General features: G+C 38.2%; 16 protein-coding genes. 11 read left to right on the forward strand and 5 right to left on the reverse strand.

Annotated elements, in window-relative coordinates; translation table 11 throughout:
* Entirely contained in the window at positions 1-435 is a 435-nt protein-coding gene (locus IGL07_RS01825; protein WP_010711967.1) for a PTS sugar transporter subunit IIA, read from the forward strand.
* A 256-nt stretch (positions 436-691) separates the two neighbouring features.
* Here the strand turns inward: IGL07_RS01825 and IGL07_RS01830 are convergent, their stop codons facing one another.
* Positions 692-787 (reverse strand): type I toxin-antitoxin system Fst family toxin, encoded by a 96-nt coding sequence (locus IGL07_RS01830; protein ID WP_015543884.1) that lies wholly within the window; start codon positions 785-787, stop codon positions 692-694.
* Between the two features lie 245 nt (positions 788-1,032).
* On the opposite strand from IGL07_RS01830, the gene IGL07_RS01835 reads away from it, so the two are divergent.
* From IGL07_RS01835 to IGL07_RS01845, 3 genes are read left to right on the forward strand one after another with little or no spacing between them, the layout of a single operon-like run.
* Complete coding sequence (locus tag IGL07_RS01835; RefSeq protein WP_010711968.1) at positions 1,033-2,805, forward strand: PTS mannitol-specific transporter subunit IIBC; 1,773 nt, start codon at positions 1,033-1,035, stop codon at positions 2,803-2,805.
* 14 nt (positions 2,806-2,819) lie between these two features.
* Positions 2,820-3,257, forward strand: a complete 438-nt coding sequence (locus IGL07_RS01840) for a PTS sugar transporter subunit IIA (RefSeq protein ID WP_002355279.1) — start codon at positions 2,820-2,822, stop codon at positions 3,255-3,257.
* Between the two features lie 14 nt (positions 3,258-3,271).
* Positions 3,272-4,426: a mannitol-1-phosphate 5-dehydrogenase gene (locus IGL07_RS01845; protein WP_002355280.1), complete on the forward strand. Its 1,155-nt coding sequence runs from the start codon at positions 3,272-3,274 to the stop codon at positions 4,424-4,426.
* A 67-nt stretch (positions 4,427-4,493) separates the two neighbouring features.
* Here the strand turns inward: IGL07_RS01845 and IGL07_RS01850 are convergent, their stop codons facing one another.
* Together IGL07_RS01850 and IGL07_RS01855 are read right to left on the reverse strand one after the other, a co-directional pair.
* Entirely contained in the window at positions 4,494-5,609 is a 1,116-nt protein-coding gene (locus IGL07_RS01850) for an NAD(P)/FAD-dependent oxidoreductase (protein WP_010817011.1), read from the reverse strand.
* Between the two features lie 78 nt (positions 5,610-5,687).
* Entirely contained in the window at positions 5,688-6,326 is a 639-nt protein-coding gene (locus IGL07_RS01855; protein WP_002373205.1) for an NAD(P)H-binding protein, read from the reverse strand.
* Between the two features lie 320 nt (positions 6,327-6,646).
* Between IGL07_RS01855 and IGL07_RS01860 the strand changes: the two genes are divergently transcribed.
* From IGL07_RS01860 to IGL07_RS01875, 4 genes are all read left to right on the forward strand, one after another.
* Complete coding sequence (locus IGL07_RS01860; RefSeq protein ID WP_002355284.1) at positions 6,647-7,825, forward strand: efflux RND transporter periplasmic adaptor subunit; 1,179 nt, start codon at positions 6,647-6,649, stop codon at positions 7,823-7,825.
* Between the two features lie 9 nt (positions 7,826-7,834).
* Entirely contained in the window at positions 7,835-8,545 is a 711-nt protein-coding gene (locus tag IGL07_RS01865) for an ABC transporter ATP-binding protein (protein WP_002383683.1), read from the forward strand.
* A complete protein-coding gene (locus IGL07_RS01870; RefSeq protein ID WP_002375822.1) occupies positions 8,542-9,771 on the forward strand; it encodes an ABC transporter permease in 1,230 nt (409 codons plus the stop codon). Before IGL07_RS01865 ends, IGL07_RS01870 begins: the two co-directional genes overlap by 4 nt.
* A 285-nt stretch (positions 9,772-10,056) precedes the next feature.
* A complete protein-coding gene (locus tag IGL07_RS01875) occupies positions 10,057-11,178 on the forward strand; it encodes a hypothetical protein (RefSeq protein WP_002375823.1) in 1,122 nt (373 codons plus the stop codon).
* Between the two features lie 43 nt (positions 11,179-11,221).
* Here IGL07_RS01875 and IGL07_RS01880 read toward each other — a convergent pair whose 3' ends face one another.
* Positions 11,222-11,926: a DUF4811 domain-containing protein gene (locus IGL07_RS01880; RefSeq protein WP_002361178.1), complete on the reverse strand. Its 705-nt coding sequence runs from the start codon at positions 11,924-11,926 to the stop codon at positions 11,222-11,224.
* Positions 11,926-13,443 (reverse strand): MDR family MFS transporter, encoded by a 1,518-nt coding sequence (locus IGL07_RS01885; protein ID WP_002389910.1) that lies wholly within the window; start codon positions 13,441-13,443, stop codon positions 11,926-11,928. Before IGL07_RS01885 ends, IGL07_RS01880 begins: the two co-directional genes overlap by 1 nt.
* A 100-nt stretch (positions 13,444-13,543) precedes the next feature.
* Here IGL07_RS01885 and IGL07_RS01890 point away from each other — a divergent pair, with 100 nt between their 5' ends.
* The 3 genes from IGL07_RS01890 to IGL07_RS01900 all read left to right on the forward strand — a co-directional run bounded on the left by IGL07_RS01890 (position 13,544) and on the right by IGL07_RS01900 (position 15,702).
* Positions 13,544-14,011, forward strand: coding sequence for a MerR family transcriptional regulator (locus IGL07_RS01890; protein WP_002383688.1), 468 nt, complete (start codon positions 13,544-13,546; stop codon positions 14,009-14,011).
* A gap of 130 nt (positions 14,012-14,141) precedes the next feature.
* A complete protein-coding gene (locus IGL07_RS01895; protein WP_002397543.1) occupies positions 14,142-14,894 on the forward strand; it encodes an IclR family transcriptional regulator in 753 nt (250 codons plus the stop codon).
* Between the two features lie 160 nt (positions 14,895-15,054).
* The gene (locus IGL07_RS01900; protein ID WP_002367887.1) at positions 15,055-15,702 is read left to right on the forward strand and encodes a bifunctional 4-hydroxy-2-oxoglutarate aldolase/2-dehydro-3-deoxy-phosphogluconate aldolase; all 648 of its coding nucleotides are present in this window, start codon (positions 15,055-15,057) and stop codon (positions 15,700-15,702) included.
* Positions 15,703-15,704 lie beyond the last annotated feature (2 nt).

Consider the following 15,704-nt stretch of genomic DNA (forward strand, 5'->3'; position numbering starts at 1 on the left):
ATGTTTGAAATTACAGCGGAGCAAATAATGTTGAATCAATCGTATGCTAGTTGGGAGGAAGCACTTGCAGCTTCTGGTGAATTACTGCTAAAAAATCAGTTGGTCACGCCTGACTATGTCAAAGCAATGTATCAACGTCAACAAAAAGTCAGCGTGTATATCGGTAACTTCGTGGCATTACCTCATGCGGAAGGACAAGATGAACAAGTTTTAAAAGAAGGGATTTGCTTTATTCAAGTGCCTGATGGGGTCAACTTTGGTACGGAAGCAGATCGAAAAATAGCCACCTTGTTATTTGTTGTTGCTCTAAAAAGTCAACAGCAATTAAGCATGCTTCAAGAATTAGCTTTTTTCTGTTCAGATCTCGAAAACATTCAGCGGCTCAGTGATTGTCAAACAATAGATGAAGCGCAAAAAATTCTGGCTCAAGCCTAAAGTTACGTCTGAAAAAAATCAATTCAATCTGAAATGTTCAAAAATTATTGAAATAATTTTATATTAAAAAATAAAATATTTTTTATTTAAGAGGTTAAACAAAAAAGATAAGAAGTTTCCTTGACAAAAAATAGGCCCTATGATAAATTTAAAGTAACTTGTGACAAAGTCGTGCATGGATGCACTAAAAAGACACCCTATTGCAGTAGGGTGTCTTTTTTTGCTGTTTAGACAGCAGCGGCTGGAAGCAACTTGTTTATTCCTCGTTCTGTTTTTCCAGCCAAATGGTTACAAGTTTCAGGACAATCCCGACAAAAATCGGCACAAGAATTTTTGTGACAATCTCGTACATGTGATGCACCTCCTTTCGAGGCAAGTCGCCAATTTGAGTATAGCATAAAAAGTTGTTCATTTATTATTGAAATTATTAGAAATGGAATAAGCACGTGTTTTCTGGTTTTCGTAACTAGAGAACACGTGCTTTTTTCTTTCAACTTTTGGCACAATGGTTTGTGCCAAAGTACGACTTTTTCCAGATTCGGAAAGCGGATACAATTTAGTCAACAAGAAAAGTTACTTGAGAGAAGGGGAATAAAAATGGAACAAGTACCAGAAAAAAATAAAGTATCAATTAAAGCGAAAGTCCAAAGACTTGGCAGCACCTTATCTAGCATGGTGATGCCCAATATCGGGGCGTTGATTGCGTGGGGCGTTTTGACAGCGCTATTTATCCCAGATGGATATCTGCCAAATAAAGCCTTTGCCACGATGGTTGGCCCAATGTTGACCTATTTAATTCCATTATTAATTGGCTACACTGGTGGGAAAGTAATTGCAGGTGATCGCGGTGCCGTAGTCGGCGCAATTGCGACAATGGGCGTGATTGTGGGAACCGATATTCCGATGATGCTAGGTGCCATGATTATGGGTCCACTTGGTGGCTTTACAATTAAGAAATTTGATCAGTATTTCCAACATCGGATTAAAGCTGGTTTTGAAATGTTAGTAAACAATTTTTCAGCTGGATTGATTGGTTTTGCATTAGCTTTACTTGGTTTTTCAGCGATTGGCCCAATTGTCGATGCGCTGACTGCTGCAATGGCACGTGGTGTGGAAATCATTTTAAATGCTCATTTGATTCCATTAACGAGTATTTTTATTGAACCGGCAAAAGTGCTCTTTTTAAACAATGCGATTAATCATGGCATTTTAACACCCTTAGGGACAGAACAAGTCTTATCGGCTGGCAAATCAATTCTTTTCCTATTAGAAGCAAACCCTGGCCCTGGGTTAGGTGTCTTATTAGCATTTATGTTTTTTGGAAAAGGTGCGGCAAAATCTTCTGCGCCGGGAGCAATAATTATTCATTTCCTTGGTGGTATCCACGAAATTTACTTCCCATATGTAATGATGAAACCGTTATTATTCTTATCGGTTATTGCAGGTGGCGCGACAGGTAGTTTAGTTTTCCAAACGTTAGATGCTGGTTTACGTGCGCCCGCTTCACCAGGCTCCATTATAGCTATTTTAGCGATGACACCAATGGGTTCTTACTTACCAGTTATTTTAGGTGTTTTAGCAGCAACTGCTGTTTCCTTTGCAGTATCCGCAGTCATTTTAAAAGCAGATGCGAAAGAAGAAAGTGATGAATTTGCCCAAAAAGTGAAAGAAACCCAAGCTGCTAAAGCAGCATCAAAAGGATTAACTGTCGCAAATGGTAGTGCTTCATTGTCAGGAATTCAACAAATTATTTTTGCTTGTGATGCTGGGATGGGCTCTAGTGCAATGGGTGCGTCTATCTTACGGAAAAAGGTCCAAGAGGCTGGTTTAGTACAAACTGTGACGAATCGGGCCATTAATAATTTGACCGATGAGGGAAATACATTGATTGTCACACAAGCGGAATTGCAAGAACGGGCCAAACAGAAAGCACCTAATGCAACTTTTGTAGCAGTTGAAAATTTCTTGAACTCACCACGTTATGATGAAATTGTGGCTGAACTATCAGGTACCAAAGAAAAAAACGACGCACAACCAACAGCCTCCAAAGCAAAACCTGCTTCTGAAATTGAGGGAGATTTAGCAAATGTCAATGAGATTCTTTTGGTTCACGATGACCGTGTCGGGTCAGCAACGATGGGAATGAAAGTCTTAGAAGAAATTTTAGATAAAGAGAAAATTTCAATGCCGATTCGAAAAATTAATATTAATGAATTAACTCAACAAACACAGGCTTTAATTGTCACAAAAGCTGAACTAACGGAACAAGCCCGTAAAAAAGCACCGAAAGCGACACACTTATCAGTAAAAAGTATGGTTAATCCCCAAAAATATGAAACAGTGGTTTCGCTCTTAAAAGAAAGTGCCTAGAGAGGAAGAAAACAATGGAAAATCTTACGAATATTTCAATTGAATTAAATCAACAGTTTAATACAAAAGAAGAAGCTATTCGCTTTTGCGGCGAAAAACTAGTCGAGGCAGGCTGTGTTGAGCCCGCTTATATCGAAGCAATGATTGAAAGAGACCAATTGCTATCTGTTTATATGGGGAATTTTATTGCCATTCCTCATGGAACAGAAGAAGCCAAAAAATTAGTGAAAAAATCAGGAATCTGTGTAGTGCAAGTCCCAGAGGGCGTTAATTTTGGCACCGAAGAAGATGAAAAAATTGCTACCGTATTATTTGGGATTGCCGGAGTCGGTGAAGAACATTTGCAATTAGTCCAACAAATTGCACTTTATTGTAGTGATATGGATAACGTGGTGCAACTTGCCGATGCATTAAGTAAAGAAGAAATAACAGAAAATTTAGCCATTGCTTAAAGGAGAGAATAAGAATGAACGCAGTACATTTTGGAGCAGGAAATATTGGACGCGGCTTTATCGGCGAAATTTTAGCTAAAAACGGATTTCATATTACGTTTGTGGATGTTAATGAAACCATCATTCAAGCGTTAAAAGAACGTAAAAGTTATACAATTGAATTGGCCGATGCCTCACATCAACAAATTAACGTTGAAAATGTGACCGGATTAAATAACATGACAGAACCAGAAAAAGTAGTAGAAGCAATTGCGGAAGCCGATTTAGTCACGACGGCGATTGGTCCCAATATTTTACCAAGAATTGCTGAATTAATTGCCCAAGGAATTGATGCACGTGCCGAAGCAAATTGTCAAAAGCCGCTGGATATTATCGCTTGTGAAAATATGATTGGTGGTTCAACCTTTTTAGCAGAAGAAGTGGCCAAATATTTGAAAAACCCAGCTTATGCTGAACAATGGATTGGTTTTCCTGATGCGGCAGTTGATCGGATTGTTCCATTACAAAAACATGAAGATCCACTTTTTGTTCAAGTTGAGCCTTTTTGTGAATGGGTCATTGATGATACCAACCGAAAAGCCAAAGAGATTCAGTTAGAAGGCGTTCATTACGTTGCTGATTTAGAGCCGTATATTGAACGAAAATTATTTAGTGTAAACACTGGCCATGCTACAGTTGCCTATACAGGGGCGTTGTTAGGCTATCAAACCATTGACGAAGCGATGCAGGATGCCTTAGTGGTAGCACAACTCAAATCAGTTTTGCAGGAAACCGGTAAACTTTTAGTGGCTAAATGGAATTTTGATGAACAAGAACATGCAGCCTATATTGAAAAAATTATTCAACGTTTCCAAAATAAATATATTTCAGATGCTATTACACGTGTAGCACGGACACCAATCAGAAAATTAGGTGCGCAAGAACGGTTTATTCGACCAATCCGTGAATTACAGGAACGCAATCTAGTGTCGCCGCATTTATTAGCAATGATTGGTATTGTCTTTAATTATCATGATCCAGAAGATGAACAAAGCCGTCAATTACAGGAAATGCTTGACCAAGAAAGCGTTGATACAGTGATCGCTGAAGTAACGGGCATTGAAGATCCAGAAACGGTTAAAAATATTAAACAAAACGTAGAACGCTATGCGCGACCACAAGTAGCATAATAACAAAATCCTTCTACCAAGATACTTCACATTTCTTAATTTAAAGGAAAAAACAACCGCTCGCTGATTAAAGTGAGGGGTTGTTTTTAACATATTGACTAAGTGGTTTTTGATAAAGCTCTCCTTTGAAGGCACCTGTATTGAAGTATTCAGCTAATTGGTAACCAATGAATGGGCCAGTAGTGAGTCCTGATGAACCAAGTCCGCTAGCAACCACAAGGTGGGGCATTTCTGGCAAAGGGCCAAAAAACGGAGCGAAATCAGATGTATAAGCACGTGTACCGACGCGGTAATGCATGGGTTGCTTAAAAAGCTGCTCTGCTTCTTTTAGAAATGGCGCAGTCCCAGAAGTTAGTTGTTGAAAAGCGCTAGCAGTCTCTTCTAAATCCCAGGCTTGTTCATTTTCGTGGGTGGCACCTAATAAAATTTTTCCTTGATTAAAAGGAATTAAATCGGCTTCGCCATCTAACATAGCAACAGGCCATTGCTGACTGTTTGTAAAAGGGGTCTCGAAAACTAATAATTGTCCTTTTTGGGGACGAATGTCCACAGATAAATTTAAAGTAGCGAGTAATTCCTTTAAATGAGGACCAGGTGTTAAAGCGAGAAAATCAACGCTCTTTTTTTCTGAATTTGTGACAATTTCCCACCCTTGATTCAGTTGTCGAAAGTGCGCCCGTTGTGAACAAAAAGTGACCCCTTTGGCTTCGGCGCGTTTCTGAAGATGGTTTAGATAAGCTGGTCCATCTAGGCGACCGCCGCCAGAAATAAAAAGTGAGGGAGTTTCCTTAAGTAGCGGTAAGAACTTCGCTGTTTGAACCGCTGACAACATCGTGATTTCTCCAATTTCAGGTGCAGTTTGCTTACGCTCTTCTGCCAAATGGGCTAAGTCTGCCAAAGCAGCTGCCGGGCGCAAAATGACTGTCCCTGATTGACGATAAATATCCTCCGTCAGCTGAAAATCTTTGACTAGCTTTGGAAATAGGGCAGCGCCCTCTCGCGCTAATTGGAACCATTTCTTATTCCGACGTTTGGATAGCCAAGGGGAAATAATCCCAGCGCTTGCTTTAGTCGCTTGGCCGAGCCCTTCATCATAAACGGTAATGTCAAATTTTTGTGGATCTAAATAATTAGCTAACGTCATTCCGATAATGCCGCCGCCAATAATGGCAATTTTTTTCATGCTTCTTCTCTCCTTCGAACAGTTGTATTGTAACACAAAAAAACCGCCTCTAGACAGAGACGATTGGGAGATAACTTGTTAACGGGTCCTTCTGTGTGTGTAAATAGAATTGCCGCCTTCTAAAACGTGAACAATTTCTTGTGCCATTTCTGCCACAGGCACGGGATCATAGCCAATAAATAAGTTCTTTAAAAAGGGGATTTTCTTAAAAAAATAGATACATTTACTAAAAAGTATGGTGCCGGTACGTTCTTGACCTACGAGTAAACTAGGATAAAAAATTACTGCTTCGGCGACTTCTTGGTGGATTAGTTCCTCTGCTGCCAATTTGGCATCCATATATTTTCTCAAAGGGAAAGGAACAGTATTGGCTGAAATAAATAAAAACTTAGCTGGCTTTTTTTGTTGTGCTAAAAAAGAGCTGATTTTTTTCACTGGCGTCAGAATTAGCCGTTGATAGGTTTTCTTTTTTCGTGGATTTTCAAATAAAATACCTACTGTATCAATGACCCAGTCAGCACGTTGGACTTGTTCTTGCCAATTCGTGTCACGAGTAACATCGGAGCATACCCACTGCACTTGGTGGCTCCAAGATGCGGAGAGCGTGGCAGGCTTTCCATGACGTGAAACACTGATGACTTGATGTTGGCGTTGGACTAAAATTTTCGCGATTTGTTGACCTAAAAAACCGCTACCGCCAAAAATAATGATTTTCATGGCAAGCCCTCACTTTCAATTGTTTCTTCTAGTGTACCTTAAATAAAAAAAGAAGCAAAAAATCTCGATTGCGTATAGTTTAATTATAAATAACATAAAAATAACCTTTTTAGATTGTTGAAACACAAAGACCCAACAATGGTTGTTGATTGTCGTGAAATAAACAAAAAAATGAACAAAGATGAAATAAATCAGACTAAAGGCCTAGAGAAAGGCCCTTGTTTCTTGAATTCAAGCATGGTTAAATAGTTATAAGTGAATGACCGAGCAATTTAGTTTGTTAGGGAAAATAGACAGAATGAGGAGATGAAACGAAGAAAATGAAGAAGAAAACGATCATTATATTGGGGGCAGTTGCGGTAATTGCGGTTGGGGGCATCGTAACTGTGAATGCGTTAAATAAAAATGCACAACAAGTAGCTGTCAAGCAAGCGCCTAAAGATGACTGGGGAATTGACTATTTTGACGTTCCTGACTTGCAACAAATTTATATTAACGGTGTCATTCAACCGGAACAAATGGAAGCCTTTGCGCGCGATCAAAAAATAACAAAGGATCCAGAGATTAAGGTGAAAAACGGCGATGTCGTAGATGCAGGCACAGAATTATTTACTTATGAAGATGAGGCGGTCACAAAAGAAATTGAGGCACAACAAAATAGCTTAGCCAAATTAGAAACGAAGCGGGCGAATATCTATAATAAGTGGAATCGGGCCATTGATAAATTTAATAAAACTAAAGAAGAAGACCGCACGATGTCTGGGGATGATTTAAATGAACAATATCAAACAGAAGTCGATGCGGTAGATGAAGAGATCACCTTCACCAATGAAACCTTAGCGGATTTAGGAGCGAAGCAATATATTTCCACAAAAGCTAATTTCAAAGGTCGCGTATCAATTCCAGAAGTAAAAGACGCCAATTCACCGATTTTACGGTTAACTTCAGAAGATCTCTATTTAGCTGGGAAAGTGAATGAAAAGGATTTGACTAAAATTAGTGTTGGGCAAAAAGCTAAACTAACTTCTGTTTCCAACAATGTGGTTGTGGATGGCTCAATTTCTTACATCGATGATAATCCTCCTGAAGGCAACAGCGATGCCGCGAGTGGCAATCCAGAGGGCGGCACGACGATGTCTAGTTATAGCGTCAAAATTGCGTTGGCCAATTTAGACAAAGTCAAAAATGGCTATCATATGCAAGCAACCATTGATTTAGGCGATTTAGGGGCGATTGAGTTACCGAAAAAAGCGATTCAAAAAGAGGGTGAACAGGCCTACGTTTTAGTGAATGATTTTGGAACCATCATTCGTCGTGATGTCCAAGTTGGGCAAGAAAATGGCGACAAAATGGCGATTGAATCTGGCTTAGAATCAGCCGACCGAGTGGTTATTTCTTCAAAAAAACCAGTAAAAGTCGGTGATATTGTTGAATCAGATGCAGCGATTGCTTCTGATGAATCAGCAACCAACGAATCAATGACAGATGCGTCGAAATAGGAGGGCTTGATGGTGGAAGCAAACAATACAAATCAACCCCTCATTGAATTGCGGGACATTAACAAGTTCTATCCAGTAGGTAAGGAAAAACTACATGTTTTAAAAGAATTGAACTTGACCATCCATCAAGGAGAGTTCATTTTAATCATGGGGAAGTCCGGCAGCGGTAAGACAACGCTGATGAACATTATCGGTTTCTTGGATCGCTTAACAGACGGAAGCTATCATTTCTCAGGAACAGATGTTTCAAAATTGTCTGAAAATAAAAAATCAGCCTTTCGCAATGAATATCTAGGGTTTATTTTTCAACAATTTTTCTTGATTAATTCCTTAAATGTTAGTCAAAATGTTCAATTGCCCTGTGTTTATGAAGGGAAAAAAAGCCGCGCTGAGAAAAAAGCGATTGCTGAGAAGTACCTAAAAATTGTCGGTTTGGAAACAAAAGCCAAATCAAAAGTTACTGAACTTTCTGGAGGACAGCAACAAAGAGTAGCCATTGCTCGTTCCTTGGTGAATGATCCATTATTGATTATGGCTGATGAACCGACTGGGGCATTGGATAGTGAAACGGGTACAGAAATCATGGAATTATTGAAAGAATTGAATGAACAGGGCAAAACAATTGTCATGGTGACACATGATGAAGATATGAAAAAATATGCCTCACGAGTGATTCATATGAAAGATGGTCGCTTTTTGGAAGAAGAGGTGATTAGATGATTGCTAATTTATTTGTTAGTACTTTTTTAAGCTTAAAGGCACATAAGTTGCGGGTATTTTTAACGATGGTCGGGATTATTATTGGGATTACATCAGTCGTAACGATTTCTGCACTAGGTGAAGGGATGAAGCGTCAAGTTGTGAAGGCATCCAGTGCAGTGAACGCGGATGTTTTGAAGATTCATTATACAATGTCGGATGGTAGCAGTGACAATTTTATGTCCTATGAAGAGCCAGATTATACGTTTAGCCGAGTGGACTTGAAAAAATTACAAGACATTCAAGGAATTGAAAGTATTTATCCTCAATATGGTGAATCAATGATGGGGGGCGGAGACAATTTGTTTGTACCGATGGATTATTTTGGGGCGCAAGCGAATTTATCCATTACGTCGACTAAAGGGCAGAATGATATTTTATATGGTCGTGATTTTCAACCGAGCGATGCAAATACAGATGCGATTGTCTTAAATCATGACATCTTTGAAGCGCAAATTCGGCTTGATGATCCTAGCCAACTCATTGGAAAAGCTGTTTCAATTGGTGGTTATATGTACAAGGTGATTGGTATTTTAGCACCAAAAGATTTAGATAGTTTGGGTATGAATGATGATTGGGCAACTGCTATGAGCAGTTTTGTTTCTCGAGAATCATATAATAAATTAGCGAAAACAAAAGCAATTAGTGGCATCAATATTAAGGTTCGTGAGGGAGCGGACCGGGAAGCAATTTTAGGACAGGCAATCGCTATTTTAAGTGAAAATCATCCTGAAGTGAAAGGAACGTTTAAAGAAAATGACCAAGACCAACAACTCCAACAACAAATGGAAGAAATGGTCACGGGTATGACGATGTTTCTGATGGCAATTACTGCAATCTCCCTATTAGTCGGAGGAATTGGCGTCATGAACATCATGTATGTGTCTGTCACGGAACGGAAACGAGAAATCGGGATTCGTCGGGCCATTGGTGCTAAACCACGAGTCATTTTATTCCAATTTTTAATGGAAGCAGCGTTTATCACATTGATTGGTGGTTTGATTGGTGTCGGCTGCGGCTACTTATTGGCAACTGTGGTCGGTGGGTATATTTCGATTACGCCAATTATTACGCCGTCCATCTTTGCTATTTCAACATTGGTTTCGGTCTTCACAGGTATCTTTTTCGGGATTATTCCAGCAATTGGCGCCTCGAGGATGGATCCGATTAAAGCGATTTATAATTAAAAAGATATATTTTTGGTTTTTTCTAAACAGTTCAAATAATCTGAAATGAGATTGTTTGTTAAAAGATTGAATGATATGCTTTTGTTGTGCATGGTCACAATGGAAGCATATTGTTTTAATAGGAGGAGAGAAAATGAAAAAAACGGTTAGACTGTTTTTGGTTGGTTATGTAGAATGGACTGTAGAAGAAAGGTATCAAAGCTGTCTAGGGAATAATATAGTGAGTATAAGATAATTGTTTAAAAAAGTTCAGGAGCCAATTACATATAGAAATACAACGAAAATATGAAAAAAATAGTAGCAGGATTTCTTAGTTTGATTAGTATTGGAATAATGTTATTTGTTGTAAAAGACAAATTGATAGAAGAAAAAAAGCAATCTTTTGTTGTGCAAGAAGAAACAGATTTTTATGTATTATCAACCCAAGCGATTTATTCATTCATGTTTTCTGAAAATGACATCAAAAAACATAAGCGAAGTCGTGTGAATCTACCAGAGATTGTCCCAACAGGGTTTTCAAAAGGAAGATTACAATCCCACTATTTACTATTTTCAACGGGTGATCTTTTGAGCAGCACTAAGGATGAATTTATAGTGAGTGTTGATTTTTTAAAAGGAGAACTTTTGAAAAGAAAGACAGAAAAATATCCTTATACTGGTACTGGTTATAGCTCCAACTATTTTTATACTGTTCAAGCAGAGCGTTTTTATTCTTTTGATACTGAAGGGAATCCAGTTAGTTCATACATGTTTAATGAATCTACAACACCAGTTACGCAATTTTCAGGAACACAAAATAAGCTATATGTCGTCGCTAGTCAGGAAGCCAAAGAAAAACAACTTTATGAGAATACGTTGTTCATTTTTAAAGAAGGGGAAAATTTGACATTAACAGACGAAATATTTTTAGATACAAACCCAGAGTATGTTTATGGTTTTACTTCTTCTGTGATTGTAAATAATCAAATTTACTTGCCGATAACGGCTCATAGAAACCGAGTAAGTTATGAAAATGTGCCAGATAATCGAATTATGCAAATGGGTTTAGATGCTAAAAATCAACGTTTTATTCAATTGACAGAGAATTTTCCTAACCTAATTTACAAAAGTAGAACGTCCGAATATTTGATTATTGATCACGAGCCAAATGCATTAGGGAAAGTGGGGCTGTCAATTGTTAATCTCGCTACGGAAGAAAGTTATTTTTTAAATATTAATGGACAGTTAAAGACGGAAGAATTAGAAGAATCTATGATCTATAGTGTAAATACAACGAAAGATAATCAGTTGTTGGTTTTAGCTGGTCAGACGCTGCTCAGATATGATTTAGTGACAGGAAATTTGCTTTCGGAAACAAAAGTTCTTGAAAAAGAAGAACAAGGTATTTATATTTGGGTTAATCATTAAAAAAGAAGGACCGCCTGATAAGTTTCTCAGGCAGTCCTTCTTTTTATTTCATGTCACTAAGAATTTTCTGAATCAATTCTTGTTGAAACTCTTTGGTATATTGTTCGGTGAGTTTCGCTTGTTCTTCTTGGGACATTGATGGATTCGCCATCATAGCAGCCATCATTTTTTTGCCAACTGTTTCAGTCCCTTCTTTTTTGATATCAGCGGCATGTTGTTCCATATATTCGCCTAATTTTTTTGCTTGATCAGCACTTAAGACTAGCCAGTCACTAGCAACGTTGAAGGTGTTTTCTTGTTTTGCAAATTGGTTATCGTTGTCAGCAAGGCCAAATAGTGTTTTGGCCCAAGACTCTTGATAGGACCATTTCGTCGTTTTTTGGACTAATGTGGCTTTTTGAGCATCTTTTTGAACTGTGTTTGTGACGTTTTCCGTTCCTGTTTTTTGTAGTTTCTTTTTATCTGGTGTGTTGTACAAATAAACTTTTTCGGAACCATCGCCCAACGGCTGGTACAATAACATGTTGGGGCCATCTTTGCTTGAACTACTGCTTTTTAGTTCAAACGTTTTGTCCTGAGTAACTTCGGTCATACCAAAATGATCTTTATCGTTTAAAACGATAAGACTTAACGAAGCTAAGAAGCCTAAACCAAAAATAACCATACAGAATTTATGCCAGACTTTTCGGCCAAATACATTCGTATAGGCAAAGCCTAACACGCAAAGGATTAAAAGAAAAATAATCATTATTTCATTGCACCTACTTCCTTAACCGGCATCGCTTCTTTTTTATTTAAGAAGAAAGTAATCGCCAAGCCGAGAACGCCAAAGATTGTTGCCACGAAGAAGGCTGCGTGATAGCCGTTTAATGTTGCGTTTGTTGCTTGATCGCGATAAGCGAGTGGGGCTGTTTTTAATAAGTCTGATGCAGGTAAGCCGTCTTTTGTAACATTTGTTAAAACACTAATCAAAACAGCTGTTCCAATTGAGCTAGCTACTTGTCGGAAGGTGTTGTTTACAGCAGTTCCGTGACTTAATAAATTCATTGGTAAAGCATTCATGCCAGAAGTTGTCACAGGCATCATGACCATCGAAATACCAAACATCCGAATCGCATATAGGACAATGATATAAATAATAGGTGTTGCTTTTGTTAAGAAAGCAAACGGTAACGTTGCAGCTGTTAAAATAAACATCCCAGTAATCGCAAGACGACGGGCACCAATTTTATCAAAAATGCGACCAGTTACTGGCATCATAAGTCCCATGACTAACGCTCCTGGTAAAAGCATTAACCCTGAATGGAAGGCAGATTCGCCACGAATATTTTGGATATACAAAGGTAAAACCATTTCGGCACCAATCATTGCCATGTTGGTTACGCCAGATAAAATGGCTGCAACAGTAAAGACTTTTGATTTAAAAACGCGTAGTTCTAAGAAAGGTTGTTCTAAATGCAATTGTCGATATGTAAAAAGACATAAAACAATCGCACCAACAATTAAGAATCCATAGACTTGTGGGCTACCCCAACCCTTATCACCAACGCTTGAGAAACCGTAAAGTAAGCTACCAAAGCCGAGAGTAGAAAGAATGACCGATAAGACATCGATACTTGGATTAGATAATTGGATGACATTTTTCATTAAAAATGAAGCTAAAATTAGGACTAAAACAACAATTGGAATGACCATCCCAAAAAGGTCACGCCATGTATAAGAATCAATAATCCAACCAGATAATGTTGGACCTAAAGCGGGTGCTAATCCGATAACAATTCCCGTTGTGCCCATGGCAGCGCCACGTTTTTCAGGCGGGAAAATTGAAAGCATAATTGTTTGTAAAAGAGGCATAGATACGCCGACCCCTGCGGCTTGAACAAGACGTCCAGTCAATAACATGCCGAAGTCTTGAGCTACAAAACAGATGATGGTTCCGATTAAGAACGTTGACATCGCTGTTATGTATAATTTTTTTGAACTGAATTTGTTAATCAACCAAGCACTGATGGGAATCATAATGCCGTTCACAAGTAGGAATCCAGTGGTTAGCCACTGTACACTTGAAGCTGAGATATCAAATTCTTTCATTAATGTAGGTAAGGCCGTCGTTAAAAGTGTTTGGTTTAAAATCGTACAAAATGTTCCGATTAGTAAAACACCGACTAGTAACGACCGGTTATAAGGTTTTCCGTGAATATCCACAGGTTGTTGTGAAGTCACATATATCGCTCCTTTTTCTGTAAGTTTCAAATTAAATTGCATTAACTACTTTACAACTAATTAGAATCTTTGTCAACTTACTTGACAAAGGTGTAAAAAAAACTACAATTAAGGAAAGGATAAGGGAAAGGAAGTTAAACTAATGTGGTCAAAAATGATTCAGCGTTTGTTAAATGAAGAAAATTTGTTGATAGGAATTAGTGAACTAAGTGAAATTGCTGAAGTTTCGCCACGTCAACTTCGTTATTGGGAAGAAAAAGGGTATATTTCTTCCATTGCGAAAGACGCAAACGGTCCACGGAAATATCGGTTACATACAGTCGTCAAAGTGCATTGGATCAAGCGTTTTTTAGATGAAGGATATACGTTACAAAGTGCGGTGGAAAAAGCAGAAGAGCAGCATCGTAATGTAGGGATGACGAAAAAAATCTTTAGTCAAATGTTTCATGGTATCTCAGAAGTTTGTCCTAATTACGTAGCGATTGATTTAGGCGATTTCGATGAAGAACAAAAATTATATGTCGTATTTAATGAAACCACAGAAGTCAGTGAGTATCTTTTAATTCCTAAGGATGCAGATGTTTCTGATGAGTTAAAGAAAAGAAAATAAGAATGAAATAGGACTGGGAGAAAGACCTGAAGTGAAAGTGAAACGTTACTGAATGAATCTTCGAGTTCTTTTTTTCTTGCAATTTCTTTATTTTTCTATATAATTTCTTATATGGAAAAGGAGGGTTTCGATGAAAGAAACAAAACCTTACGGAACAGTCTTGTTAAAAGCGGCTAAAATCATGGACTGTCTAAGTTTACAACCCGATCAAACCTTACAGGAAATTGCAAAGAATACCGAAATGACGGCATCAACGGCAATCAAAATTTTAGAAACCTTAACATTAATTGGCTATGTTCAAAAAGACACGAACAAAACGTACCGCTTAGGAACAAAATTGATTCGCTATGCGAATCAAAGTGTGGAGCAAATCGATTTAGCTGAAATTGCGGTACCTTATTTAGAAAACCTTCAAAATACGGTCGATGAAACCATTCATTTAGGGATTTTAAATAATAATGAAATTCTGTATATCAATAAATTAGAACCGAAAAATCAAACCATTCGCATGTCCTCGAAAGTGGGAATTACTCGACCTTTGTATAATTCGGCCATGGGTAAAGCCGTTTTAGCAGAATTTACGGAAGAACAAGTGCAACAATATTTAGACACGCAGACATTAATTCCCTATACCGAAAATACGATTACCAATCCCTTGCGTTTGAAAAAAGAATTAAAACAAGTGCAACAAACGGGGGTTGCTTACGATGATGAAGAAATTGAACAAGATATTTTCTGTAGCGGAGTATCTTTAATGAAAGATGGCGAAATTGCGGGTGCTTTTAGTGTGAGCATGCCGAAATATCGTTTGACAGAGGAAAATAAAACGACGATTAATCAAGCCCTTTTAGCAACAAAAGCAGCGATTGAAGCGAAATTATAGTAGAAAAAGAAAGCCAAACAAAAGTCGATTGGGATTTTTGTTTGGCTTTCTTTTTTTATTTTTGTAAAAACGTTTGCATTTTCTTTTTTTATCTGTATAATGAAGTTGTGAATTTCTTTATAATAAATATATATTTCTAAATAAGAAATGAGGGAGTCTGTTGAAGCGAGTATCAATTTTACAAAAATTAGAAAATGCTGGCGTGATTGCTGTGGTTCGCGGAAAGACAAAAGAGGAAGCGCTAAAAGCTAGTCAAGCCATTGTAGCAGGCGGTATGCGGGGGATTGAGTTAACCTTTACTGTTCCTCAAGCAACAGAAGTGATTCAGGAATTAGTTGCGTTATACCAAGAGAATCCTGACGTAGTCATTGGTGCGGGGACAGTTTTGGATGCTACGACTGCTCGTTTAGCTATTGTAGCAGGGGCTGAATATATTGTGAGTCCAAGCTTCGATGAAGAAACCGCTAAAATTTGCAATTTATATCAAGTTCCTTACTTGCCAGGCTGTATGACCATCACAGAAATGAAAGAAGCACTGAAAAGCGGAGCAGATATTATTAAACTATTTCCGGGAAGTGTTTATGGACCGAGTGTTATTTCAGCATTTAAAGCGCCATTGCCTCAGTTAAATATTATGCCAACGGGTGGTGTCAGTTTAGAAAATATGGCCGAGTGGTTTGCTGCAGGTGTGACGGCCGTCGGTGTTGGTGGCAATCTGTTAGCGCCAGCAGCAACTGGGGATTTTGAAAAAGTTCGTGAGGTTGCCCAAGCCTATATGGAAAAATTCCAAGCAATCAAAGGGGTGTAGGC

Origin of the sequence: Enterococcus sp. DIV1368f, assembly GCF_051712245.1 — a bacterium.
GTDB classification, from domain to species: Bacteria; Bacillota; Bacilli; order Lactobacillales; family Enterococcaceae; genus Enterococcus; species Enterococcus faecalis.